A 21,718-nucleotide genomic window follows, 5' to 3' on the forward strand; every position below is an offset into this window, starting at 1 on the left:
GAGTTCCATGGACACCGTGTCGACCCTGGTCAATTCGTGTCTGCTGCCCGCCTACGGCGGGAAACGGCCACCCGACTGGCTCCTGCGGGAGCTGGACGACGGCCTCGCCGGCATCGTCCTGTACGGCGCGAACCTCGGTCTGCTCGACGGCCGGATACGGGAGATCGTCACCGAGCCCCTGCGGGCCCGGCACCCGGACATGGTCGTCGCCCTGGACGAGGAGGGCGGTGACATCACCCGCGCCGAGTACCACCGGGGCAGCAACTACCCGGGCAACCTGGCCCTCGGCGTCGTGGACGACGTCGAGCTGACCGGGCAGGTCGCGCAGGCGATCGCCGCCGACCTGATCGACCTGGGTGTCACGGTGAACCTCGCGCCCTGCGTCGACGTCTGCCCCGGCTTCGACATGCCGGTGCTCGGCACCCGCTCCTTCCACTCCGACCCGGCCCGCGTCGCCGCCCACTCCCGCGCCTTCGTGACCGGGCTCCAGCGCCACGGGGTCGCCGCGACCGCCAAGCACTTCCCCGGCATCGGGGCCACCCGGGTCGACTCGCACTACGAACTGCCGTCGGTGGACGCCTCCGAGGAGCTGTTCCGCGCCCGCGACCTGCCCCCGTTCGCGGCTTGCGTCGAGGCGGGCGTCCAGGCCGTCATGACCGGACACGTCCTCGTCGCAGGCGTGGACGACGTCGCGGCCACCTTCAGCCGCACGTTCGTCACCGGCATCCTCCGCGAGGAACTCGGCTTCGACGGCGTCGTGGTCAGCGACGCCCTCGACATGAAGGCCGCGCAGGCCGGGCTGGGCTTCGGCGGCGCCGCCGTACGGGCCTGGCAGGCGGGCGTGGACCTGATGATCCTCGGGCCCATGGACGGAGAGGACGTCTGCCGGGAGATCCACGACGCCGCGCGCCGGGCGCTGAAGGACGGCACGCTCACCCTGTCCCGGCTGGAGGAGGCCGCACAGCGGGTGGTCCGGCTGCGCGAGTGGACCGGCGCACCCCGCAGGCCGGAGCAGGACCTGAGCGGCATCGGGCCGGCCGCCGCCCGCCGCGCCGTCGAGGTGCGCGGCGAACCGCCCGAGCCGGCCGCCTGGTACGTGGTCGAGCTGCGCCCCGAGCCCAGCATCTCCTGCGGCACCGTGCCCTGGGGGCTGACCGGTGCGCTGCGGCGCCTCGACCGGTTGCTCGGCTTCTGCGAGATCGCCCCCGGCACGGCGGCCGGGGAGCAGGTCCTGCCCGGCGGGGAGGTGCCGCTCGTCGTCGTGGTGCGGGCCGAGTCGGCGGACCCGTGGCAGACGGAGACGGTCGCCGCCCTGGTGGCCGACCGGCCGGGGGCGGTCGTCGTGGACATGGGCTTCGGCGACACACCCGTGCCGGCCGGGAGGACCGTGGTGAAGACGTACGGGGCCGGACTGGTCAACGCGGTCGCGGCGGCCGAACTGCTCGGCGGCCGCCGGGCAGGGGCCGCGCCCCGCGACTGGTGGTGAGCGCCCGGCGGTCATGAGTCCCGCGGCACGGGTCCCGCGCTCCGACGGGTGTCCGCCCGGGCGGCCCCGCCGCCGCCGGACCGCCATCGCCGGACCGCAACCGCCGTGTCCGCCGCCGCCGGACTGCCGCCGCCGTGTCCGCCGTCGGTCACGAACCCCCGGGCCGGCTCACTCCCCGGTGGCGGTGCGTCGCCACGCCTCGTGGCCCGACCGCACCACGGTCCACAGCCGGGTGCGGTCCGCCTCGCCCAGGTCGTCCAGGGCGAGGCCGAAGAGGCCGCGCAGTACGCCGAACCACTCGTCGCGGTCCGTCACTTCGTGGCGCTCGTCGCCGTTCTCGGTGATCCGGGTCAGTACGCAGCCGAGGAGCAGATCGGTGCCGTGCGCGTCCCTGCGCTGCACCCGCGCCAGCCGGACGAAATCCGAGTGCGGGTCGGTGGAGAGAAAAGCGTGCTGTCCGGCGAAGTCCTCGATCCCGGCGGGCCGGGCGGAAATGTCGGCGCCGGCGAAACCGCGTACCGGCCGGTGGTCCAGCCGCCATGCGTCCGGCTCGAATCCGGAAGGGCCCAGCTCGTATCCGAACGGGCCTTGCCGTGTCCATCCCTTTCGCAGCGGGACGGGTTCGTGGAGGGCGAAACCCAGGCCCACGTCCACCAGCCATTTCCCGTCCGGTGAGTCCGGCGCGGGCAGTCCGCTCACGGTCAGCGCCATGTGGTTCGCGTTGATTCCCGGCGGAGTGTCCTCGTCCACCTTCTGCACGCCCACGCGGTGCATGGCGACCTCATAGCCGAGTTCCGCGAGCAGGAGCGAGAAGGCGCCGTTCAGATGGAAGCAGTAACCTCCCCGGCCCTGCCGCGCGATGCGCTCGAACGCCTCCACCGGGACGATGCCGGGGGCCCTTCCGAGCTGGAAGTCCAGCGTCTCGTAAGGAATCCGCTCCACGTGCGCGCGGTGCAGCAACCGCAGATTTCCGTAGGTGGGGGGCACCTTCTCCGGCATACCGAGCCGGTCAAGGTACGCATTGACATGACTGATGCGGGATGTCGGCACGGGCGGAACTGTAGTGGCGCCCGGTGTTCAAATGCTGCCCGTGGCCGAGCGGCGCCGCCGTCAGTAGTGTCTCGGTCGATTCAGAGAGACGGTTACGAAGCCCGCCGGGAGTTCACCCTTGAGTTCTCTTCCGTCACAAACGTTCCCGACCCCGGAATCGGTCGCCGAGCACGCGGCCCGAACCATCGCGCGGAACATGAGAGAAGCCGTTCTGGCACGCGGCGTGTGCGTCATCGCCCTGACCGGAGGAAACACCCCGGTCCGCACCTACGAACTGCTCTCGGCACAGGACGTTCCGTGGCACTCCGTGCATGTGGTGCAGACCGACGACCGGGTGCTGCCCGAGGCGGAGACCGGCTCCAACTGGCGGATGATCCGCGAAACGCTGCTCGACCCGGCGTCGGTCCCCGAGGAGCTGCGGCACCCGATGCCCGTCGGTGCCCCCGACCCGGCCTCCGCCGCCCGGGACCACGCGCGGCTGCTGCGGTCGCTGACGCCCTCGGGCCACGCCGACCTGGTGCTGCTCCAGTTGGGCCCGGACGGACATCTCGCCTCGCTGTTCGCGGACCGCTACGAGCCGGGGGACACCTCCGGCGTCACACTGACCACCACCGCGGACGGCGCGCTGCGGATGACGCAGACGCTGCCGGCCCTGTGCGGCGCGGCCACCCGCATCGTCCTGGCCACCGGCGCCGGCAAGACGGAGGCCGTGGCCAAGCTGGCAGCCGGGACCGACGACACCTTCGCGACCCGGTCCTTCCTCGGCTCCGACGGCATGCTGCTGCTGGATGTCCGGGCAGCCGGCGCCCACGCGTGAGCGGCTTCTCCGCCCCTGCGGCCCGCGCCGACGAGCGACCCGTCGCGGTGTTCGACCTCGGCGGCACCTGGTTCCGCGCCGGGGTGCTCACCGGCGACGGCACCGTGACCGGGCTGCGCCGTGCCCCGGCGACCGGCAGCCGTACCGGCCCCGGGACCGCCGCCGACCTCCAGCGCCGCATCGTCGACTGGCTGGTGCGCACCGCGGACGAGATCCGGGACGCCCGGCCCGAGCCGGTCGACACCTGCGCGGTCTCGCTGGGCGCGGCCATGAACCACCGCACCGGTGAAGTCTTCGGCGCGGCACCGCTGTTCGGGCCGGTACGGACCTCGTGGCGGCCCGCGGACGAGCTGGCGGCCCGGCGGCCCGACGTGCGCTGGACCGTGATCAACGACGTGTCCGCCCTCGCGTACGCGCTGCTGGCGGACGACAGCCTGGGCCGGCGCGGCAGCGCGGCGGCGGTGACGGTCAGCACCGGCATCGCCTACCGGACCGTCGACCTCGCCACGGGCCGCGTCCCGGTGGACCGGACGTACGGACTCCAGGGGGAGATCGGGCATCTGCCCGCACAACTGGCCTGGGAGGGACGGGCACTGACGCTGCCCTGCGACTGCGGGGCGGACGACCACGTCAGCTCGTACTCCTCGGGCCGAGGCATCGAGCAGCTGCTGCACCGGCTGCCCGCCGACGCGTGGGGCGGTACGGAAGTGGCGGAACGCACGGGTGTGCTCGCGGCGTTCTCCGGCGCGGTCGCGTCCGGGCACCCCGGGGCGCTGCGGGTGCTGGACGCCGTGACGGAACCGCTGGCCCGCGTCCTGCTGACGCAGGCGTGCCTGAACCCCGAGGTCGAGCGCACCGTGCTCACCGGCGGGGTGGTCGACAGCCTCGGCGACGCCTATCTGGCGAGCCTCCTGGGCCACTTGGACCGGCTCGGACTGTACGGGATGTCGGACCGGGACCCGGCGTACTTCGCCGGACGGATCGTGCGGGGCCGCTCCGACGGCCTGAACGCGCTGCGTGGAGCCGGATTCCACGCGAGGGGAATTTCCGACGGGAGGGTGCGGCCGGCATGAGTCACGGGGATTGGACGGTACGGGCCCGGCAGGACCTCGTGTACCGGGTGACCGACGTGCCGGACGTGCTCGCACCCGGCAACGGGGCCCTGGCGCGGGCCGCACGGCTGGAGCCCGGGGCGAGCCGGCTCGTCGTCATGGACGAGAACGTCTTCACCCACCACGGGCACGCGGTCCTCGCCTACTTCCTCGGCCACCGTGTCACCCCCCACGTCCTGCGCCTGACCGGCGGGGAGAGCCGCAAGACGCTCGCGGCCGTCGAGAAGATCGCACGGGCGGCCGACGCCGCCCGGCTGGCACGCCGGGACCCGATCGTGGCCGTCGGCGGGGGCGTGCTGACGGACATGGTGGGCCTCGCCGCCAGCCTCTACCGGCGCGGCACCCCGTACGTGCGGGTGCCGACCACGCTCATCGGCCTGGTCGACGCGGCCGTGGGCGCCAAGACCGCCGTCAACTTCCAGGGCCACAAGAACCGGCTCGGCACCTACCACCCGGCCACGGACACGCTCCTGGACCGCGGCCTCCTGCGCACCCTGGACGAGCGCCACATCGGCAACGGCATGGCCGAGATCGTCAAGATGGCGGTGATCAAGGACGCCACCCTCTTCGACCTGCTCGAAGGGCACACGGCCGACCTCGTACGGACCCGGCTTGCCGGTGAGCGGGGGCGGCGGGTGATGCACCGTGCCATCGACGGCATGCTGGAGGAGCTGGAGCCCAACCTGTGGGAGCACGAGCTGTGCCGGGCCGTCGACTTCGGGCACACCTTCAGCCCGGCCGTCGAGATGGTCGCCCAGCCGGAACTCCTGCACGGCGAGGCGGTGTCCGTCGACATCGCGTTGTCCTGCGCGCTGGCCGTGGACCGGGGCCTGCTGACGCCCGCCGACGCGCTGCGCACCCTGGCGCTGCTGCGCGCGGCCGGGCTGCCGGTACGGCACCGGGTGTGCGAGCCCGGCCTCCTCTGGAACGCGCTGGCCGAGTCCACCCGCCACCGGGGCGGGGAGCAGAACATCCCGCTGCCCAACGGCCTCGGCAAGTGCGTGTTCGCCGGTGATCTGACCCTGCCCGAGCTGACGCGTTCCACGGAACTGCTGCTCCGGCTGCTGGACGAGCCGGAGGCGGCGGTATGACGGTCCCCGCGGGCGCGGTCCGCAACCCGACCTGGCGGCGCACCACCGACGGACGCGGCCCGCACCTGGAGCACGACGAACTGCCCACCGCCGACGGCGCCCTGCGCGTCCTGCGGGCCGGGATCTGCGGCACTGACCTCCAGATCCAGCGCGGCGTACGCCCCGACGCGGCGGCGGTCCTCGGACACGAGGGCCTCGTCGAGTACCGCGCCGGGAGCGGCGGACTCGTGCGCGGCATCCCCAACCCGGTGGACCCGCACGACCAGGACAGCATCCTCGGCCACTCCTACGACGGCCTGCTGCGCCGGTGGTACCCGGCCGGTGGTCCCGCCGAGACGGTGCGGCGGAACCTGGTGCCGGCCCGCCCCGACCTGCCCGCCGACCTGTCCGCCCTCACGGAGCCCCTGGGCGCCGTCCTGTACGGCTGGGACCTGGTGGCGGACTCCGGCGGCCCGCCCGGGTCCGCCGTCGTCTGGGGCAGCGGCACCACGGCCGTACTGACCGCGCTGGTCGCGGAGTTGCGCGGCACACCGGTCACGCTGGTGCACCCGCGCGCCGAGCGGCTGGCCTACCTGCGCGGCCGCGAGGTACTGGACACGGCCGTCCTCGGCACCGGGCCGCCCGCCCCCGGCGCGGGGGCCGCGTTCGTGTGCCTGCCGAGGGAGGCCGCCGGACGCGCCCTGGGCGAGGCCCTGCACACCGTGCGCGAGAACGCGGTGATCGACCTGTTCGGCGGCTTCGGCTCCGGGACGGTGCACGAGCTGACCGGGGAGCTGGAGCTCAACTCGGTGCGCCGGGCCAACGTGTGCGGCACGCCCGATCCCGGGACGGTGGTGCCGGTGGTGCTGCCGTCCGGCAAGCGGGTGCGGCTCACGGGCCACCGCGGCACCTCCGCCCGGCATCTGCTGCGCGCCCAGGAGCTGCTGACCACCCACCCGCGGCGCTTCGGACCGGTGCTCAGCCATGTGATCGCACTCGCCGACGCCGGCCCGGTCCTGCGCTCCATGGCGGCCGACCGGCCCGGGGCCCGGCTGCCCGGCGAGCACCTGAAGGTGCTGATCGACCCGGCGCTGCCGCCGGGCGGCAGCCGGGAGGCGGATCTCACCACGACCGTCGCCGCCCTGCCCCCGGGCTGCTGAGCCTGTCCCCCCTGGAAGCCCGAGAGGTGCAATCATGCTGGTCCCGCGCTACGGATACCCGGCGCAGTTCGACGACGTCGACGGCCTCACCCGGAGCATCACCGACCTGATGCTGTCCGGTGACTACATCCTCGGCAAGCCGGTCGAGCAGTTCGAGCGCGCCTTCGCCGACTACTGCGAGGCCCGGCACGCCGTCGGCCTCAACTCCGGTACGGACGCGCTGATCCTGGCCCTGCACGCGCTGGGCATCGGCCCCGGCGACGAGGTCGTCACGGTCGCCAACACCTTCCACTCGACGGTGCTCGCCATCGCCCGGGTCGGCGCGACGCCCGTCCTGGTGGACTGCACGGACACCGACTACATGATGGACCTGGACCTCCTGGAGGCGGCGGTCACACCCCGCACCAGGGCGGTCGTCGCGGTGCACATGTTCGGCGAGGTCCTCGACATGGACCGGATCACGGCGTTCACCGGGAAGCACGGCCTCGCACTCGTGGAGGACTGCGCGCAGGCCGTCGGCGCGCGCCGGCGCGGCAGGCCCGTCGGCACCTTCGGCGACATCGGCTGCTTCAGCTTCCACCCGTCGAAGAACCTCGCCGCCGCCGGCGACTGCGGCGCCGCCGTGACCGGGGACGCGGCACTGGCGGAGCGGCTGCGGCGGCTGCGCGGCCTCGGCCAGCAGGGCCAGAACGATCACGTGGAGCTGGGCTACAGCAGCCGGATGGACTCCGTGCAGGCGCTGGTCCTCAGCCACAAGTTGCCCCGGCTCGACGCGTGGAACCGGTCCCGCCGGGCGCTCGCCGAGCGGTACACCGCGGCCCTCGAGGGGAGCGCCGTCACCGTCCCCGCGGCCAGCACCGCGCACGTCTTCCACATGTTCCAGACGGTCGTGCCGGAACGGGACAGGACCCTGGCGGCACTGCGGGAGGCAGGCGTCGACGCGGTGGTGCGCTATCCGGTGCCGATCCCGGGGCAGCCCGCGTTCGCGCCGTACGCCTTCGCCGCGGACGCCTTCCCGCACGCGGACTTCCTCGCCCGCAACGCGCTGTGCCTGCCGCTGCGGCCCGACATGGACCACGACGACGTCGACCTCGTGGCCGGGACGCTGCGGTCGATCACCGGCTGACCGAGAAGACGAGAAGACGAGACGAGGAGACCACCATGGACAGCGGATCGACGGCCGGGCGACGCGCCGCCATCGTGCCGGGCCTGTTCGGCGCCGACCCCCTGGAGTACGGGCGGGCCGTGGCCGACGTCGCCCGTACGGACGCGGAGCTGATGCATCTCGACGTCATGGACGGGTGCTTCGTGCCGGACATCAGCTTCGGGCTGAAGGCGGTGCAGTCCGTCCGCAAGGCGTTCGGGCGCAGACTGGACGTGCACCTCCAGGTGGAACGGCCGCAGGAGCACCTGGACGGGCTGACACGGGCGGGCGTCGACCTCGTGTCGGTGCACGCCGAGAGCACCCCGCACATCGCGCGGCTGCTGCGGGACCTGGAGAGCAGTGGTGTCGCCGCCGGGGTCGTGCTGAACCCCGGCACACCGGTGTCGGCCGTCGAGGAGGTCGCCCACCTCGTGGAGCAGGTCGTGGTGATGGCGGTGAACCCCGGCACCAGCGACTTCCTGGACTACACGGTGGGGAAGATCCGGCGGCTGCGCGCGGACCTCGACGCCCGGGGTCTGGGGCACATCCGGATCGCGGCGGACGGCGGGGTGACGGCGGAGCGGGTGGCGCTGCTGCGGGACGCCGGGGCCGACCGGCTGATCGTGGCGTCCGCGCTGTTCAAGGACCCCGCCGGGGTGGAGCCGACGTACCGGTCGCTGTGCGCGGCCGCCTCGGGGGCCTGATGGCCGCCGGTGCCCGGCGCCCGGCCGGGCTGAGTTTCCTCTTCGACATCGACGGCACCCTGGTCGACTCCCGGGAGCTCATCACCGACGTGTGGCGGCAGGTGGCGGACGAGTTCGGCGCCGACCCCGAGGCGATCCTCGCCGTCTGCCACGGGAGGCGGGACGCCGACGTCGTGCCGATGTTCTTCCGCCCCGAGGACGTGCCTGCCGTGCTCGCGCGCATCCCGCGCCTGGAGGAGGAACGGGGCGGCCTGGTCCGTCCCGTGCCCGGCGCGCCCGCCCTGCTCGGCGGTCTCGCCGACGACCGGTGGGCGGCGGTGACGTCCGGCCCGAGCGCCCTGATGGCCGGGCGGCTGCGCGACGCGGGGCTGCCCGTGCCGAAGGTGCTGGTCGCCGCCGACCACGTCGAACAGGGCAAGCCGCACCCGGAGGGCTATCTCGCGGCGGCCTCCGCCCTCCGCGCCGACCCGGCGCGCTGCGTCGTCGTGGAGGACGCCCCGGCGGGTGTGGCGGCGGGCCGCGGCGCGGGCATGTTCGTGGTCGCCGTCACCACCACGCACACGGCCGCCGAACTCGGCGACGCGCATGTGGTCCTGGAGAGGCTGGACGAGGTCCACGGCGTACTGCCGGGCGCCTTCCCCGGCGTGCGCCTGCCGTAGGGCCTGTCCGACGGTTCCCGTCCTCCGCGCGCGTCAGCCCGCGGAGGGCCCCGCCACGGCCGCCGAGACGATCACGTCCTCGACTCCCCGCAGCAGCTCCTCCGTCCGTGCCCGCGGCAGGTACCACAGGTCGACCAGGGCGTGGTGCACGTCGACGCCGTCCACGTCCTCCACCCAGTACCAGAGCGTGACTTCCTGCCGGGGCCGGTTCCCGTCCCACGTCACCTCCGTGCGGGGCAGCAGGGCGCGGACCGCGTCGGCCGTCGCCCCACCGTCCCCGGGCGCGGGCCGGGCGGGGCGCAGGTCGTTGAAACCGCAGGGCAGCCCGACACGGTCCACGCCCCGCTCGGCGCTCACCTTCGACCGCAGCTCGTCCAGCGCCACCGGGTCGCACTGGGACCTCCGGTACGCCTGGAGCGCCGCCCGGCCGGTGTCCCGTACGACCTCGGGGAACGTCCGCTCCTCGGTGTGCACCAGCGTCACACAGCTGCCGAGCGCGATGCCCACGAGGTCCTTCAGTTCGGTCAGGCCCCGGTTGGACGCGATGAGCTTCAGGGGCACCCGGGCGCGCCCGGTGAGACGGCACAGCACGACGTTGACCGCGGCCATCACCACGGTGGTGCCGCTCACCCCGAGCCGCTGCGCCAGGGCGCGCGTCGCCAGGGTGAGCGCGGGGGAGACCAGGCCGAGCTGGCCGAACCGCTCCGGTCCGTCCAGCGGCGGGGGCGTCGGGCCCGGCGGGTCGAACACGGTGACCGGGGCGTCCCGCAGCACCCGCTCCCAGTGGCCGAGCGCGGCCTCCGAGCGGCGTCGGCCGGCCGGCGCCGCCTCGGCCTCGGCCTGGTCGAGCATCTGCCGCTCGACCGGCGGGAGCGCGGACGGGGTGGTGCGGCCGCTCAGCAGTTCCCTCAGCTCGCCGGTGAGCAGTTCCAGTCCGGAGAAGTCCATCGTGACGTGGGAGACGACGACCAGCAGATACCGGGGCGTGCCCTCGTGCTCCAGGACCGCCGCCCGCAGCGGCGGCTCCTCGGACAGCTCGAACCGACGGGCCCGCAGACGCGCCTGCAGCCAGTCGGCGGCCTCGTCCACTCCGGCGCCGTCCGTCCGGCAGACCTCCAGCACGAGCTCGTCGGCCGTGGAGACCTCCTGGTACGGGCTGCCGTCGCCGTCGGTCGGGTAGCGGGTGCGCAGGCTCTCGTGCCGGGCCGCCACGGCGGCGAGCAGGCCGGTGACGTCGGACAGCTCCCGGCCGGGCGGGACGGCCAGCCTCCGGGCCGCGTTGAAGTAGTGGTCGTACGGCTCCATCCACTTCGTGTCGTTCCACTGCACGCGCTGCGCCCACGTCAGCGGCGCACGGCCGGCGCGCCGCCCGGCGACGGGCACCCGCACCTCCCGCACCAGGACCGCGGGCGCGCCCGTCACCGCCGCTCCCGCAGCGACTCCACAGCCGTCCACAGGGAGCCGGGGGTCGCGAAGTTCTCGGGTGTCAGCATCTCGTCGGGGATGGCCACCTCGAACGCCTCCTCCAGGCTCACCAGGAGCTGCACCGACGCCAGCGAGTCCAGGCCGAGCCCGGACAGCGCCGCGTCGGGGCTCAGCGTGTGGTCGGCGTCCAGCAACGGCAGGTGCTCCCTCAGCACCTTCTCGAACTGCGAGTCCCACTCGGTTCGCACGATGTGTCTCCGCTCTGCTTGTCAGGAGTGTGGCGCCGGCGCGGGACGCGGCGCGCTGCCGATGAGGCCGACCGCGCGGTCCACGAGACAGAGGGTGCCCGTGGCGGTCAGCAGCCGGTCGTTGGAGTAGTTCAGGGCCGCCGAACGCAGGTCGCGCAGATGACGCTCCAGCGGCACGGGGGAGTCGGTCCGGTAGCCGAGACCGAGCCCGGCCAGGGCCACGCACTGGTCGGCCGCCCGGTACGTCAGCTCCGACGCCAGCACCTTCAGTGTGTTGAGGTGGATCTGCACCGACGTGCCCGTCAGGCCGTCGCCCTCGGCACGGCGGCGCGAGACCTCCTCCACGCACTGGCGCAGATAGGCGCTGACGGTCTCCAGGTCGATACGGATCCGGGCGAGCCGCTCGGCCACCAGGTCCGACGTGAGGTCGGTGGACGAGGGGCGCCCGGGCGAGCGGAACACCGTGAGCAGTTCGGACAGCGCCTGCCGGGCCGCGCCCAGCCAGCAGGCCGCCCAGCCGATGTGCCCGAGCGGGATGAAGGCACCGACGGCGACGCGGGAGAAGGCGCCCCGCTCGCCGACGACGCTGTGGGCGGGCACCGTGCCCTTCAGCCGCAGGGCGACACTGTGCGTGCCGCGCATGCCCAGCGGGTTCCAGTCGCCGCTGACCTCCACGTCCAGCCGGTCGCGGTCCGCATAGACGAGAGTGACCGCGCGCGCCGGGGCGTCGGGCGCGTCGCGCATGGTCATCAGGAAGCCGTCGGCCACGGCGCCGCCCGTGACGATGGGCGCGTCCCGCTCCACCAGCAGGCCGTCCCCGTCCTCCCGCAGCGGCGCCGCGCTGGTCAGCAGATGGCCGCCGGTCTGCTTCTCGGACGTGATGGAGCCGAGGTACACCGTCCCGGCGGCGATCCGGGGCAGCAGCTCCGCCCGCAGCTCCTCCGTGCCGAACCGCACCACCGCGTCGGTCTGCTGGCAGTGCATCGCCCAGATCATCGCGCTGGACAGACAGCCCGAGGCAAGGATCTGCGCGACCTCGGCCAGCTCGGCCAGTCCGCCGCCGAGGCCGCCGTAACGGGCCGGGACCAGCAGGCCCATCAGTCCGCTGCCGCGCAGCGCCGCCAGCGATTCGGAGGGGAAGCGGGCCTCGGCGTCCACCCGGCGGGCGTGCTCGGCCAGTACGGGCAGCACCGCGCGAGCCCGCTCCGCCGCGTCCACCGGCCGTGCCCGTGGCACCTCGACCGGCCCGCGCCGCAGGTCGAGGCGGGTCGCGGACACGACGTCACCGCCGCGCAGGGCGACCTCGCCGGGGGCGGGCCGGGACAGGAAGCCGATGAGGCCGGCGCTCAGCCCGTACGCACCGGTGTTGGGGATGGCGAGGAGATCGTCGGGTGAGGGGAGGGGCAGCGCGGTGTCGTGCGCCAGGGTGTCGCTGGGCGTGCACAGCGGTCCGACGAGCGCGACCCGCCGCTCCTCCCGGCCGTTCCCGGGCTGCCCGGAACCGGCGGGCACCGCCTGGGCCCGTACGGGCGGCAGCCTGCGCAGCCCGGCCAGCCCGCCGAGCGTGTTCACCCCGGCGTCCAGTACGACGAAGGTGCGGCCCTTGCTCTCCTTCACATCGGTCACCGTGGTCAGCAGCTGGCCGCAGGCGCCGCTGAGATGGCGGCCCGACTCGAACGCGACCTCCATGTCGCCGTCCCGCCGGCCCGCGAAGTGTTCGTCCAGCCCGCCCTCCAGCGCGTCCCGCAGTCTCGGGTAGCGGGGTCTGTCGCCCGGGACGGCGTACGGGTGGGCGAAGCCGCCGCCCAGATCGAGGACGCGTACGGGCAGGCCGTGCTTGTCGCGCAGCAGGGCGGCCGTGCGGATGTTGGTGAGGAGCTCCTGGATCAGGCTGTCCTCGTCGCGGGCGTTGGTCATGGCGAACATGTGGAGACCGACGGGCTCCACATGGCCCTCGGCCAGGAGCCCGGCGACCGCCGGGGCCCACTCGTCCACCGCGTCCAGGTCCAGCCCGAACTGGGAGGCGGTGCCGGTCATCCGCAGCCCGGCCGTGCCCGTGCCGGCGCCGCCGTTGACGCGCAGCAGACAGCGCGCGGTCACCGCCTGCCGCTGGGCGGCCCGTGCGATGCGCCGCAGGTCGGTCACCGACTCCGCCGAGAAGAAGGTGACGCCGCGCTCCAGGGCGTGGGCCAGCTCCGCGTCCGTCTTGCCCGGCCCCGTGTAGAGGCACGTCGCGGGCTCGTGCCCGGCGAGCAGGGCGGCCCCCAGTTCACCCGCCGAGCTGATCTCGGCCCGGCAGCCCGCGATCCGCAGGGCCCGTACGACCTCCGGGTGCGGGTTGGCCTTCAGCGAGTAGAACAGGGTCGCGCCGGACGGGAGCTGGGCGCGCAGTGCGGTGGCGGCCCTGTCGGCCTCGTCCAGGTCGTAGACGTACAGAGGGCTGCCGTACCGCTCGACCAGTGTGCTGGGGGTCATCACTGCTGCTTCCTCACGATCTCCGCCAGTCCTCTCCGGTCGGTCTTCTGGTTGGGGGTGAGCGGCAGCCGCTCCAGCAGCACGCAGCGGTCGGGCAGCTTCGCCGCCTCCAGCCGCTCCACGAGCCCCTGGACCAGCGGCTCCGTCGAGGGCAGGTCGGCGACGGCGCACAGGACCAGCGCCGCCGGGTCGTGCAGGGACACGGCCGCCGCCGCCCGTACGCCCGGGACGTCCAGGGCCGCCGCCTCGATCTCCAGCAGGCTGACCCGGGTGCCCCGGTGCTTGACGATGTCGTCCCGACGACCGGAGAAGTACAGGTGGCCGTCCTCGTCCATGTGCCCGAAGTCGCCGGTGTGCAGGACCACTTCGCCGGTCCGTTCGTCCCTGCGGAAGCGGTGTGCGGTCAGCTCCGGCGCGCCCCAGTAGCCGCTCATGACATGGGGGCCGCGTACGACGAACTCGCCGTGCGCGCCCGGCGGGAGCGGCGTGCCGTCCTCCCCGGTCACCTCGACGGCGGTGCCGGGGATCGGGGGCCCGACCGAGCCCGGCTTCGCCAGATCGCCGTCGGGTTCCAGGACGGACACCCTCTTGCACTCGGTGGTGCCGAACATGAGCGCGATCCGGGCGCCGGGAAAACCCGCGCGCAGGTCCCGGCAGAGGGCCTCGGTCAGGGCCGCGCCGGTGTTGGTGAACAGCCGGACCCGGGTGGCGGCCGGGTCCCGCCCGGCGAGGTGGGTGAGCAGCTGTGCCAGCGACGGCACCAGCGGCACGACGGTGGCGCCCGTCGCCCGGATCCGTCGCAGCAGGGTCAGATCGTGGCCCTCCTCCGCCAGATGTACCGCAGCGCCGTTGAGCGCGGCGAGAAAGAGCTGGTGGAGGCCGTAGTCGAAGGACATCGGCAGACGCAGGAACACCACGTCGTCCGGGCGGTACCGCAGCACCTGGTCGATCGCCCGTACGGCGAAGAGGATCTGGCGATGCGGGCAGACGACGGCCTTGGGCGCCGAGGTGCTGCCCGAGGTGTAGATGAGCAGGGCCGCGTCGTGACCGGTGACGGAGGCGGCCCGGCCGACGACCGGTGCGGCCGCCCGGATCTCCTGCCGTGCCTCGTCCAGCTCGACGACCGGTGCGGGTGTCACCTCCCGCAGCGCTCCGGCCGTGCGCGCGTCGCCGATCACCAGCGCCGGGTCGGCGTCCCGCAGGACGGTGGTGAGGTGGAACGGCTTCATCTGCGGGTTGACCGGCACGAGCACGGCGCCGAGCCGTGACGTGCCGTACAGCAGCGCCGCCAGCTCCCTGCAGTTGGGCAGCTGGGTGAGGACGCGGTCACCACGGCGGATTCCCCGGTCGCGCAGCCAGGCGGCGGCCCGCAGGCCGGCCTCGCGCAGCTGCGCGTAGGTCCACCGGCCGGCGGTGTCCGCGAGGGCGTTCGCACGGGGCCACCGGTGCGCGGCCGCGTCCAGCAGGTCATGGAGGAACGCGGGGCCGGCCGCCGGGGACGGCTCGGGGGCGTAGGACATGTCACCTCCCACAGGTGAAATTCAGGGATCGCGCGGCAACGTCCGCGAAAGACTCGGTGGAAGACAGCAAGACGCTCCTTGTTCGACCTTCCGTCGGGAAAGGGCGTTCAACTGCTCGGAACGGGCCGTTGAACACCGTGCGTGCCGGCATTCCGCCGGGATGCCATCGGTGATTCACCGGGCGGCTCCCGGTGGATCGGCGGGGAGCATCGTGGAAAGAGCCGCGAACGTGGCCTCGGCATGAGCGAATTCCTCGTCCTCCATGAGATTCCCGAGGAGTACCGTGCTTGCTCCGGCGTCGAGATAACGGGACAGATAGCGGGCCACGGACGTGTAGTCCCCGACCAGTTGAGGCGCGTAGCCCTTGCCGCTGTGATAACCGCCGGTCCAGTACACGCCGTCGTACACGTCCCCGTCGGTGGCCAGATGGGCCAGTCTGCGGCTCCAGTCGGACTCGGAACCGCGGCGCATCGCGGTCCTCATGTGCGCCGCCCGGTCGGTGACGTACCGCTTGCGGGCCGCCGCCCACGCCTCGTCCGCGGTCGGGCGGGTGATCAGCTCGACCCGGACGGCGAGACGGGGGCCGCCCGCGAGCGCGGCGGCGTAGTCCCGGGCGAACCGCTCCACGGGCTCCGGGTGGGTGACGGCGACGTCCGCGACGGCGCGGGCGGTGGTCAGTGCCTGTTCCGACGAGCCGGCGACGAAGACGCGCGGCATCAGTGACGCGTCGAGCGGGGCGTGGGTGCGCAGGCCCGCGTACCGGTAGTGCCTGCCCTCGTGGCGCAGCGGCTCCGCCGAGCCCAGCAGCGCCCGGACCACGGTGATGAACTCCTCCGCGCGCTCGTACCGTTCGTCGTGCCCCAGGGGGTCGCCGGCCTGGGCCAGCTCGGCCGCGGAGGCGCCGGTGATCAGGTTCAGGTCGACCCGGCGGCCGTACAGCGACGTCAGGGAATGGATCATCTGCGCGACCGTGAACGGGGGCGCCGCGTACGGCTGCACGGCGACCAGCGGCACCAGCCGGCCGGTGCGCTCCAGCACGGCCGAGGCGACCTGCCAGGGGTTGAGGTCCCGGTTGTTGTAGAAGGACAGCAGCCCGGTGAAACCGCATTTCTCCGCGTTCTTGGCCACTTCTCCGAGCGTGGTGGCATTGTGCGCCTCGCCGGGGCGCGCGGTTGTCGCCGTCGCATAGACATCGAAGGGGTGATTCACCGTTTCCCCGCTCTGTTGCTGCTCGGTCGATGGAAATGACGCGCTGCGCCGGAAATCCGTGCTCGTCCGCGGCGGCGTGCGCGAGGAGTTCACGGAGGACGTCGAAACATCGCGTGGCTGGGCCTTGGCGGGGAAGCCCGAACATAACAATGCTCCAAAACCGTGTCCAGAAAGAAGAGTTCAGGAGGGTTGAACACGGTGAACGGGTCACCGTGCGGGTATGGTCATGCGCGTCGAAATCGTCCTGCCGTGTCTTTTCGGGGCTCGTGGGGATCTCGTTCCATCGGTCCGGAACAGAGCCGGGGGAAACATGACCGTTCCGACACGCATCGCCCCCGGAAGCTCCCTGCGCGCACGCGTGGAGCGCTGGCTCGGGATCCTCCGGCTGCTGCCGCACGCGGGCACCGGGCCCCTGGTGGCGTCGGCCCTGGTGAACGTCCTCCTGGGGCTGTTGCCGCTCGGCTTCATCGTCGCGATGAGTACGCTGCTCCACCGGTTGCCGCAGGCCGTGGACGGCGGTGGCTGGGGCGTGCTGACCCTCGCGCTGCTGGTTTCCGTCGTCTCGTTCGTCGTGCAGCAGCTCGTCGCGCCGTTCCGGGTGTTCACCGGGGAGATCGTCACCCGCAGGGTGGACGGGTACTGCGTGCGGCGCCTGATGCGTGCCTCGCTCACGGACACCCCCATCGACGTGCTGGAGCGCCGGCGGACCCTGGACCTGCTCAGCGACGCCCGGGCCCCCTTCGAGGGCCAGATGTCCACCCCCGGCCAGGCCGCCGCCGGGCTGCTGGCGCTGGTTTCCCGTTACACCCAGCTCGCCGGTGCCTGCGTGCTCGTGGGTGTCGTGCTCACCCCCTGGGCCGGGCTGCTGGTCACCGTCACCGCGCTCGTCGTCCGCTTCGGGCAGCGCAGTTCCCTGGGCCGGTTCGCCGCCCTGTGGGGCGGGCTGACGGCGGAGCGCCGTCGGCTCATGTACATCCGCAGGACCGGGACGGGCACGGGCATCGCCAAGGAGATGCGGGTGCTGGGGCTGATCGACTGGTACCGCGGCCGGCACCGCCAGGAGACCGACGCCCTGCTGACGCCGCTGTGGGCGGGTCGCCGGCGGTTGCTGTTCGCGCCGTTCGTCCGGCTCGCCCTGGTCGGGCTGATCGGCGGTTCCCTGGCCCTGCTGGAGCTGGGCCGCGCCGCCGGCGGCGGCGAGCTGTCGCTGCTGGAGCTGGCCGTCGCCGTGCAGGGCGTGCTCATACCGCTCCGCTTCGGCGTCTATTTCCCCGAGAGCGACGTCGCCACCCAGTACGGTATGCAGTCGTTCGACGCGCTCCTGGAACTGGAGAGCCTCGCCGCCGGCCCGGCAGCGGACGCACGTACGGCGGGCCCGTCCCCCGTGCCGGCGCCCGGCGGGCAGGGCAGGCTGAAGAAGGGCGTCCGCTTCGAGGACGTCACCTTCGCCTACGCCCCGGACGCACCCGCCGTGCTCGACCACCTGGACCTGGAGATCGAGGCGGGCAGGGCCACCGCGATCGTCGGGCTCAACGGCGCGGGCAAGACCACCCTGGTCAAGCTCCTCACCCGGCTCCACGACCCCGGCGGCGGAACCGTGACCGCCGACGGCCAGGACGTCACCGCCATGGACCCGGAGGCATGGCAGCGCCGCTTCGCCGTGATCTTCCAGGACTACATCCGGTACGAGATGTCCCTGGAGGACAACATCCGCATGGGTGCCCCGGACGCGCCCGACACCCCCGCCACACGGGCCGCGCTCGACCGGGCGATCGAACGCGCGGACGCGGCCGAGGTCGTGGCCGCGCTCCCCTCGGGCGTCCGTACCGTCCTGTCCGGCCGGTACGAGGGCGGCCAGGACCTCTCCGGCGGACAGTGGCAGCGCGTCGCCCTGGCCCGCGCGTTCTTCGCCGCCGAGACGGGCGCGGAGATCCTCGTCCTGGACGAGCCGACGGCGCAGCTCGACGTGCGGGCGGAGGTGCGGTTCTTCGACCGGTTCCTTCAGATGACCGAGGGCCTGACGAGCGTCATCATTTCGCACCGCTTCTCCACGGTGCGCCGTGCCGACCACATCGTCGTCCTCGAACACGGCCGGGTCGTCGAGCGCGGCACCCACGACGAACTGATCGCCGGCGGCGGGCGGTACGCCGAACTCTTCCGGCTCCAGGCCCAGCGCTTCGACGGCCCCGGAACCGACGGGCCCCGGGAGGCCGGACAGTGAACACCGTGTGGACGGCCGTACGGCCTCTGATCGTGTCGGCGTTCCGGACCGGCCCGGCGAAGTTCGCCGGCGCGGTGACGCTGCTGCTGCTCGGGTACCTCGCCACCCCGGCCGTCGCCCTGCTCCTCAAGGGCGTCACCGACGCGGCCCTGTCCGGGGCCACCGGCACCGTGGTCTGGCTCGCGCTCGCCACCGCGACGGCTCTCGTCCTCGAGCTGATGCTGGGCCACTTCGCGCACCTCCTCTACTTCGAACTGGGCGAGATGGGCGAGGCGGCGCTCCAGGAGGAGACCCTGCACGTCGCCAACGGCACCCCGGGCCTGGAACACCTCGACAGCCCGCGGTTCGCCGACCTCCTCGCCCTCGTCCGCCAGGACCTGCACCGCACCCGGCAACTGCTGGAGGCCGTGCTGCAACTCGGCGGCCTGGTCGTGCAGTCCGTGGTGACAGCCGTCATCCTGGGGCTGCTCGATCCCTGGCTGATCCTGCTGCCCGTCGCGGCCGTCCCGCCCATCCTCATCGGCCGCCGCGCCCAGGCCCTCGTGGACCGGGGCAAGGAGGCGTCGGCGACGCCCGTCCGCCGCAGCCGGCACCTGCTGGACCTGGCCACGGCGGCGGACTCGGTGAAGGAGCTGCGGCTGTACCGCGCCGAACGCCCTCTGCTCCGCCGCCATCAGCGGGACTGGGACGCCGCCACCGACGTTCTCGTACACGCCCACGCCCGCGCGGCACTCCTGCGCGCCGGGGGCCAGCTGCTGTTCGCCCTCGCGTACGGCGCCGCCATCCTCCTCGTGGTGGACCAGGCTCTCGCGGGCCGCTCCACCGTCGGCGACCTCGTTCTCCTCATCACCCTCGCCGTACAGGTGAGCACGCAAGTGGCCACGGCACTGGGCCTGTTCGTCATGGTGCAGGAAGGCGGGCGCACCTTCGAACGGCTGGAGGAACTCAAGGAGAAGGCGGCGGAGCACCGTCACGGGGGCGGTACCGCCCCCGTTCCGCAGCGGATGAGCGGGGAGATCCGGCTGGAGAACGTCGGCTTCCGCTACCCGGGGGGCGACCGGTACATCCTCCGGGGCCTCGACCTCACCCTGCCCGCCGGTTCCACCGTCGCGCTCGTCGGTGAGAACGGCGCGGGCAAGAGCACCCTGGTGAAACTGCTGTGCGGCATGTACCGGCCCACCGAGGGGCGGATCCTGGTCGACGGCACGGATCTGCGGGACTTCGAGCCGGGAGCCTGGATGGCACGCGTCGCCCCCCTCTTCCAGGATTTCGCCCGGCTGGAGCTGCTGCTGCGGGAGAACGTGGGCATCGGCGCCGTCGGTTCCGTCGACGACGACGAGGCGGTCCTCGGTGCGATGGCCCGCGCCCGCGCGGAGAAGGTACTCGCCCGCGTCCCCGGCGGACTGAACGGCCTGCTGGGCCGCACCTACGGTGACGGGGCGGAACTGTCCGGCGGCCAGTGGCAGACCCTCGGGCTGGCCCGCACGCTGATGCGCGAGCGCCCGCTGCTGCAGATCCTGGACGAGCCCGCCTCGGCCCTCGACGCCGCCGCCGAACACGCCGTCTTCGAACGGTTCGGCAGCGACGCCCGCCGCAGCCGCCGGAGCCTGGGGGCCGTCACCGTCTTCATCTCGCACCGCTTCTCCACGGTCCGGATGGCCGACCTCATCGTGGTCCTCGACGGCGGCCGGATCCGCGAGGCCGGCAGCCACGACGAGCTCATGGCCGCCGGTGGCACGTACCGGGAGGTCTTCACCCTCCAGGCCCACGTGTACCACTGAAGATCCGCCCTCGCGTTCGGCCGAGGGCCTTCAGGGGGCTCCCGGCCGCCGCCACGGCCGTGCGCGACCGGTGTTCCACCTGGTGACGCACCGGGACCCGGCGCGGGCGCGGGGACTTCTCGAAATCCGTGCACCAGGTGGTGAAGAGGTCGTCGAGCTCGTGGTGCGGCGGGGTCGTCCGACGCCTCCAGCAGCCGTGGGAGCAGGTCTGCCGCGCGGAGCGGCCGGCGGCGGGCGCCGGCTCGGTGACCTCCGGGACCGTGGGGCAGCGGTCCGTCATGCGCGCCGGCGTTCACTCATCGGCCCGGAGTCGTCCATGGCGGCCGGGGCCCGACGCGGCGCGGATCAGACGAGTTCGGGCCGCGGTTCCCGGGGCTGCGGTTCGCGCTGCCGCTCCGGTGCGGCCGTCGTCTCCCACAGCGCGGTGGTCCGCACATAACCGTAGATCACCGAGACCATCGCCAGGACGAGGAGCGGGCCGTACGCCCACGGGTGCGCGGCCAGCTCCGTCGGCAGAAAGCGGTACGACACCAGGAGCACGGTGAAGACCGCCGTGCCGTAGGCGGTCAGCCAGGTGCCCGACCGGTCCCAGCCGCGTGCGAGCGAACGCATCGCCGCCTCGACGGTGAGCGCGAACACCACGCCGGCGATGAGGTCCACGCCGTAGTGGTAGCCGAAGCCCAGCGTCGCCGAGAGGGTGGCGACCAGCCAGAACGTGCCCGCGCAGCGCATCGCCCGCGAGCCCTTGCGGGAATGGACGAAGAGTGTGGTGGCCCACGCCGTGTGCAGGCTGGGCATGCAGTTGCGCGGCGTGATCCCGTCGAACGGGATCGGGTGCGGGGTGCCGATGGACGGCACGGTGTCCGGCCACAGATGGCCCGCCGCCCACTGTCCGCCCTCGGCGCCGTAGGCGTAGACCGGTCCGACGACCGGGAAGATCATGTAGACGGCCGGCCCGAGCAGGCCGATGACCAGGAACGTGCGCACCAGGTGGTGGGCCGGGAACCGGCGCTCCACCGCCACGCGGCGCAGCTGGTACAGCCCGACGAGCGCCGCCGCCAGCGGGAGTTGGCCGTAGACCAGGTGGAGGACATGGGGGCCGATCGGTTCCGTCGCCTCGACGATCCGGCCGGCCAGCCACGAGGGGTCGCCCAGCGCGTGATCGGCGGTCGCCACGTACGGGTCGAGCACCGTCGGGCGGGTCTTCGACGTGATGAGCAGCCAGGTGTCGCCCGTCTTGTGGCCGGCCACCAGGAGCAGGCCCAGTCCGGTGCCCTTCAGCAGCAGCAGGCGTTCCGGCCCGGTGCGGCGCGTGACGGCGACGACCGCGATGGCCAGGACCACCCACAGTGCGCCGTTGCCGAAGTTCATCTCGGCGTCGACCACCCACCGCACCAGCAGGAAGACGACGTCGACGCCGACCGCGGCGCCCATCGCGACGAGCCGTTGCCGCCAGGTGAGCACCACCATGGACAGCGCGAGACCGGCGTACAGCAGCGGTCCCGATTCAGGGGCGAGGACCACCTCGCGTGCCTGGTTGGTGATCGGTCCCGGCAGGCCGTAGCGGCGCGCGGCGAATTCCAGCGCCATGAGGAATCCGAGGGTCGCGACACCCGCCGCCGCCCACAGCATCGCCT

At 73.3% G+C, this 21,718-nt stretch carries 17 protein-coding genes; 10 read left to right on the top strand and 7 right to left on the bottom strand.

Going from position 1 to position 21,718, the window contains the following annotated elements:
• Positions 1 to 7: 7 nt before the first annotated feature.
• On the top strand, positions 8 to 1,486 hold the full coding sequence (locus tag ACH4VX_RS03375) for a glycoside hydrolase family 3 protein (protein WP_398365635.1): 1,479 nt from the start codon (positions 8 to 10) through the stop codon (positions 1,484 to 1,486).
• A 168-nt stretch (positions 1,487 to 1,654) separates the two neighbouring features.
• On the opposite strand, the gene ACH4VX_RS03380 is transcribed toward ACH4VX_RS03375, so the two are convergent.
• Positions 1,655 to 2,536 carry an arylamine N-acetyltransferase gene (locus ACH4VX_RS03380; RefSeq protein WP_398365636.1) on the bottom strand — a complete coding sequence of 294 codons (882 nt, stop codon included), beginning with the start codon at positions 2,534 to 2,536 and terminating at the stop codon, positions 1,655 to 1,657.
• Positions 2,537 to 2,654: 118 nt separating this feature from the next.
• Here ACH4VX_RS03380 and pgl point away from each other — a divergent pair, with 118 nt between their 5' ends.
• Genes pgl through ACH4VX_RS03415 form a run of 7 tightly spaced genes read left to right on the top strand, consistent with a single transcriptional unit; the run spans position 2,655 to position 9,202 of the window.
• Complete coding sequence (gene pgl, locus ACH4VX_RS03385; RefSeq protein WP_398365637.1) at positions 2,655 to 3,353, top strand: 6-phosphogluconolactonase; 699 nt, start codon at positions 2,655 to 2,657, stop codon at positions 3,351 to 3,353.
• The gene (locus ACH4VX_RS03390; protein WP_398365638.1) at positions 3,350 to 4,426 is read left to right on the top strand and encodes an ROK family protein; all 1,077 of its coding nucleotides are present in this window, start codon (positions 3,350 to 3,352) and stop codon (positions 4,424 to 4,426) included. The genes pgl and ACH4VX_RS03390 overlap by 4 nt, the downstream gene beginning before the upstream one ends.
• Positions 4,423 to 5,556 carry a sedoheptulose 7-phosphate cyclase gene (locus ACH4VX_RS03395; RefSeq protein WP_398365639.1) on the top strand — a complete coding sequence of 378 codons (1,134 nt, stop codon included), beginning with the start codon at positions 4,423 to 4,425 and terminating at the stop codon, positions 5,554 to 5,556. The genes ACH4VX_RS03390 and ACH4VX_RS03395 overlap by 4 nt, the downstream gene beginning before the upstream one ends.
• A complete protein-coding gene (locus tag ACH4VX_RS03400; RefSeq protein WP_398365640.1) occupies positions 5,553 to 6,695 on the top strand; it encodes a dehydrogenase in 1,143 nt (380 codons plus the stop codon). Before ACH4VX_RS03395 ends, ACH4VX_RS03400 begins: the two co-directional genes overlap by 4 nt.
• A gap of 34 nt (positions 6,696 to 6,729) precedes the next feature.
• The gene (locus ACH4VX_RS03405) at positions 6,730 to 7,821 is read left to right on the top strand and encodes a DegT/DnrJ/EryC1/StrS family aminotransferase (protein ID WP_398365641.1); all 1,092 of its coding nucleotides are present in this window, start codon (positions 6,730 to 6,732) and stop codon (positions 7,819 to 7,821) included.
• Positions 7,822 to 7,856: 35 nt separating this feature from the next.
• The gene (locus ACH4VX_RS03410; protein WP_398365642.1) at positions 7,857 to 8,543 is read left to right on the top strand and encodes a ribulose-phosphate 3-epimerase; all 687 of its coding nucleotides are present in this window, start codon (positions 7,857 to 7,859) and stop codon (positions 8,541 to 8,543) included.
• Entirely contained in the window at positions 8,543 to 9,202 is a 660-nt protein-coding gene (locus tag ACH4VX_RS03415; RefSeq protein ID WP_398365643.1) for an HAD-IA family hydrolase, read from the top strand. The genes ACH4VX_RS03410 and ACH4VX_RS03415 overlap by 1 nt, the downstream gene beginning before the upstream one ends.
• A 33-nt stretch (positions 9,203 to 9,235) precedes the next feature.
• On the opposite strand, the gene ACH4VX_RS03420 is transcribed toward ACH4VX_RS03415, so the two are convergent.
• From ACH4VX_RS03420 to ACH4VX_RS03440, 5 genes are all read right to left on the bottom strand, one after another.
• On the bottom strand, positions 9,236 to 10,624 hold the full coding sequence (locus ACH4VX_RS03420; protein ID WP_398365644.1) for a condensation domain-containing protein: 1,389 nt from the start codon (positions 10,622 to 10,624) through the stop codon (positions 9,236 to 9,238).
• On the bottom strand, positions 10,621 to 10,875 hold the full coding sequence (locus tag ACH4VX_RS03425) for a phosphopantetheine-binding protein (RefSeq protein ID WP_398365645.1): 255 nt from the start codon (positions 10,873 to 10,875) through the stop codon (positions 10,621 to 10,623). Before ACH4VX_RS03425 ends, ACH4VX_RS03420 begins: the two co-directional genes overlap by 4 nt.
• Before the next feature lie 21 nt (positions 10,876 to 10,896).
• The gene (locus tag ACH4VX_RS03430; RefSeq protein ID WP_398365646.1) at positions 10,897 to 13,350 is read right to left on the bottom strand and encodes an acyl-CoA dehydrogenase family protein; all 2,454 of its coding nucleotides are present in this window, start codon (positions 13,348 to 13,350) and stop codon (positions 10,897 to 10,899) included.
• Complete coding sequence (locus tag ACH4VX_RS03435; protein WP_398365647.1) at positions 13,350 to 14,870, bottom strand: class I adenylate-forming enzyme family protein; 1,521 nt, start codon at positions 14,868 to 14,870, stop codon at positions 13,350 to 13,352. The genes ACH4VX_RS03430 and ACH4VX_RS03435 overlap by 1 nt, the downstream gene beginning before the upstream one ends.
• Before the next feature lie 174 nt (positions 14,871 to 15,044).
• Positions 15,045 to 16,172, bottom strand: coding sequence for an LLM class flavin-dependent oxidoreductase (locus ACH4VX_RS03440; protein ID WP_398365648.1), 1,128 nt, complete (start codon positions 16,170 to 16,172; stop codon positions 15,045 to 15,047).
• 217 nt (positions 16,173 to 16,389) lie between these two features.
• Between ACH4VX_RS03440 and ACH4VX_RS03445 the strand changes: the two genes are divergently transcribed.
• Together ACH4VX_RS03445 and ACH4VX_RS03450 are read left to right on the top strand one after the other, a co-directional pair.
• Positions 16,390 to 18,300, top strand: a complete 1,911-nt coding sequence (locus ACH4VX_RS03445) for an ABC transporter ATP-binding protein (protein WP_398365649.1) — start codon at positions 16,390 to 16,392, stop codon at positions 18,298 to 18,300.
• Positions 18,297 to 20,081, top strand: a complete 1,785-nt coding sequence (locus tag ACH4VX_RS03450; protein ID WP_398365650.1) for an ABC transporter ATP-binding protein — start codon at positions 18,297 to 18,299, stop codon at positions 20,079 to 20,081. The genes ACH4VX_RS03445 and ACH4VX_RS03450 overlap by 4 nt, the downstream gene beginning before the upstream one ends.
• A 345-nt stretch (positions 20,082 to 20,426) precedes the next feature.
• On the opposite strand, the gene ACH4VX_RS03455 is transcribed toward ACH4VX_RS03450, so the two are convergent.
• The gene (locus ACH4VX_RS03455) at positions 20,427 to 21,713 is read right to left on the bottom strand and encodes a phosphatase PAP2 family protein (RefSeq protein WP_398365931.1); all 1,287 of its coding nucleotides are present in this window, start codon (positions 21,711 to 21,713) and stop codon (positions 20,427 to 20,429) included.
• Positions 21,714 to 21,718: the final 5 nt, after the last annotated feature.

Origin of the sequence: Streptomyces sp. NPDC020731 (genome assembly GCF_044334705.1) — a bacterium.
In the GTDB taxonomy this organism is placed as follows: Bacteria; Actinomycetota; Actinomycetes; order Streptomycetales; family Streptomycetaceae; genus Streptomyces.